Raw genomic sequence first — 2,951 nt, forward strand, 5'->3', positions numbered from 1 at the left:
GGGGAGCCAACACCTACACCGTGACCTACCCGGGTGACTCCACCCATCAGGCCGTCAGCGCGTCCGCGACCGTCCAGGTCTCCCGCAGTGCCACTGCGGTGTCCATCAAGACCGACGCTCCGTCGTACGCCTACGGCGCGACCGCAAAGATCACCGCCCACCTCGGCACGACCTATGACGGCCGTACCCTCGCCATCTACGCACAGCCTTACGGCGGCAAGAAGGCGCTGATCGAGACCGGCACGGTGGACAGCCACGGCAACCTGGTCACGACCTACAAACTCACCCGCAGGACCACCTTCACCGCGGCTTTCGCCGGCGACTACCGTTTCGTCCCGGCCACGGCCGCCACGACGGCGTCGGCCTACGCCAAGGTGTCCGAGTCGCTCAGCGGCTACTACGGGAGCACCCACTACGCCGGCCTTCTCTACCGGGTCTACCACCACACCGCCGAGGCCAAGCTGAACGCCACGGTCACGCCCAACAAGGCCGGCCAGTGCGTGCAATTCCAGGTCCAGCGGTACTACGGCGGTGCCTGGCACACACAGAGCACCTCCTCCTGCCGCACCCTCAGCACCTCGAGCACCGGCTACGCGACGCTGAGCCTCACCAAGGCGGTCAACAGCAAGTTCCGTATGCGGGCCGAGTACGTCCACAGCAGCAAGGACACCGGCAACCTCAACACTTGGGGCGCATGGCAGTACTTCACCGTCAGGCAGTGACGCACGCGGTCCGCTGCGATAGCCGCCGACCGGGTGATGTGCGAAGCGAGCGGCAATCCGAGCTCGGCGGCGAGCTCGGAACCGTCGACGCTCGATGACAGAAGCCATGGCTCGGGAAGCGCGTCGGCCCCCGGTAGCACTTGCCGGGCATCCGCATCGGCCAGATGCTCCAGCAATTCGATGAGGCCGGCACGGTACTCGTCGTCGGTCGCCCGATCGGCTCCGCGGCGCAGCGCACGGATGGTGTCGAGGTCGTTCGTGCCCGGACCGCGGCCGATGCCCAGGTCCATGCGACCGATGTGGAGCGCCGCCAGCGTGGTGAACTGCTCGGCGACGGCGAGCGGAGCGTGGTTCGTCAGCAGGACCCCACCCGAGCCGACCCTGACCCCGGAGGTCGAGGCCGCGAGATGGGACGACAGCACAGCGGGCGCGACGCTGCTGACAGACCGATACGGGTGGTGCTCGGCCACCCAGACCCTGCGAAGGTCGAGCTCACTGGCCCGTCGCGCGGTCGAGACCACCGCGGCCAGGGCGTCGCGGGCTCCGGCGCCCTCTTCTGTCAACGCCAGGTCGAGGACGGACAGCGGCGGCAGAAGTCCGGCTGCCGACGGCGGTTTCCCCGGCCCTCCGCACCGAACGAACCTCACCCGGTTGGTGCTGACTGATTTCCACGAGCGCTCCTGATCCTTGAACGATGTGGTGATGCCGGTACGTCAGTCGCATCTGGCATCTGGCGGGCGTCCGTCTCACGGGCCGACCCAAGCGGGCGGGGCGGTTCTGAACGGCCGCGACTTGTTCCCCTTCTTTCCTGTGCTCCGGCCGTCGCTGACGCCCGGCTGAGGGACGGTGTGACGAGCCGTCCGCGAGCGGGACGGGCGATGCGTGGTGAGACTGAGAGGACGGGAAGGAGGCAGGAATGAGCCCGGTGGCGCTTTGTGTCCGCTTCACGCTGCGCGAGGGTGCAGGAGAAGCGTTTGACAACCTGGTCCGGGAGACCGCTGCGGCGATCCGTGCGCACGAGCCCGGCACGCTGGTGTACGTGTGCAACGAAGTCGAGGGGGCGGCGAACCAGCGCGTCTTCTTCGAGCTCTACGCCGACCACGACGCCTTCGAGGAGCATGGGCGTCAGCCATACGTCCGTCACCTCCTGTCGGAGTGCGAGAAGTACGCGGAAAGAACCGAGATCGACCGCCTGCGGCCCTACGCCGGCAAACACCCTGCCGGGTCCGAATAGCAGGTCTCGCCAGAGCTGAGCTGTTGGCAGTTCTTGCCGGAGCCGGAGCCGGGCGTCGGCCGCGGGGTGCCGCCGAGCACCGCACGCCGGGGGCGGTTCACGGTGCGGGCGGCGCGGTCTGACAGCCCGCGTGCCTCGGGGCTGCGCGTCAGGCGGCGGGCGCCGAGGCAAATGACTGCCGTCGCCTGAGCCGGTCGGCGACCGTGGTCAGAAGCTCGTCGGACAAGGCCGGGTCGGCTACCGCCCTGGCCATGAGCATGGCGCCGACCAGGGCGCTGAGGGTGAGCATCGCCTCGGCCCGCGCCTCTTCGGAACCGTCGTCAAGGCGGGCGATGAGGTCCAGGTACGTGCGGACCTGCCTTTCGTAGGCCTCTTTGAGGCCTTGGTCATCGCGCCCGGCGGCGCCGAGGGTGGCCAGGGCGCATCCGGTGCCGGGCGCATCGCGGTGCTGCTTGGCGAGGTAGGAGTCGATGAGTCCGGTCCGTGGTTCCTGCTCGTTCGTCCGCGCGGCCCGCTCCATCTTCGCTGAGCCCTCCTCCAGGGCCAGGGCCGCGGCCTGCGTGATCAGATCGTCACGCGAGGTGAAGTGCTTGTAGAACCCGTCGTGGGTCAGGCCCCCCTCCTTCATCAGGTCCGCGACGCCCGGGCGTGTGAGGCCCTCCTCACGGATGCGTCTGGCGGTGACCTGCAGGACGCGCTCACGCGACGTGGCTCTGGCTGCCTGAGAGTGGCCCATGTCATGACCTCCCGGTATCTGCCCTTCGACCTGGCAATCTGGATGACGCCCATCATGCAGATGTGATTCGTGCTGCTCCGCGCCCGGTCCGCCCAGGCGGCCTCTGTTGCGGGAAGTGATCCGCCCCCTGACCCCTGCCTCGAGTCCGAGGCGTCATTTGACTCTCAGGATGATGGTGGTAATCCTGAATCTAGATGTCCTTCATCATCCATCGTTCGGAGGAACCATGTCCGAGACCTACGACCCCCGCCGGACGGCG

General features: G+C 68.1%; 2 protein-coding genes and 2 pseudogenes. 2 read left to right on the plus strand and 2 right to left on the minus strand.

Features of this window, described 5'->3' with window-relative positions:
- Positions 1–722, plus strand: a pseudogene (locus ACWDA7_RS51765) (choice-of-anchor D domain-containing protein); the annotation flags it as partial.
- Between the two features lie 41 nt (positions 723–763).
- Here ACWDA7_RS51765 and ACWDA7_RS51770 read toward each other — a convergent pair.
- Positions 764–1,369, minus strand: a pseudogene (locus tag ACWDA7_RS51770) (MsnO8 family LLM class oxidoreductase); the annotation flags it as partial.
- A gap of 269 nt (positions 1,370–1,638) precedes the next feature.
- On the opposite strand from ACWDA7_RS51770, the gene ACWDA7_RS51775 reads away from it, so the two are divergent.
- On the plus strand, positions 1,639–1,956 hold the full coding sequence (locus tag ACWDA7_RS51775) for a putative quinol monooxygenase (RefSeq protein WP_359390393.1): 318 nt from the start codon (positions 1,639–1,641) through the stop codon (positions 1,954–1,956).
- Between the two features lie 148 nt (positions 1,957–2,104).
- Here the strand turns inward: ACWDA7_RS51775 and ACWDA7_RS51780 are convergent, their stop codons facing one another.
- Positions 2,105–2,692 (minus strand): TetR/AcrR family transcriptional regulator, encoded by a 588-nt coding sequence (locus tag ACWDA7_RS51780; RefSeq protein ID WP_450615045.1) that lies wholly within the window; start codon positions 2,690–2,692, stop codon positions 2,105–2,107.
- Between the last annotated feature and the right edge of the window lie 259 nt (positions 2,693–2,951).

Source organism: Streptomyces sp. NPDC001156, from assembly GCF_053598275.1.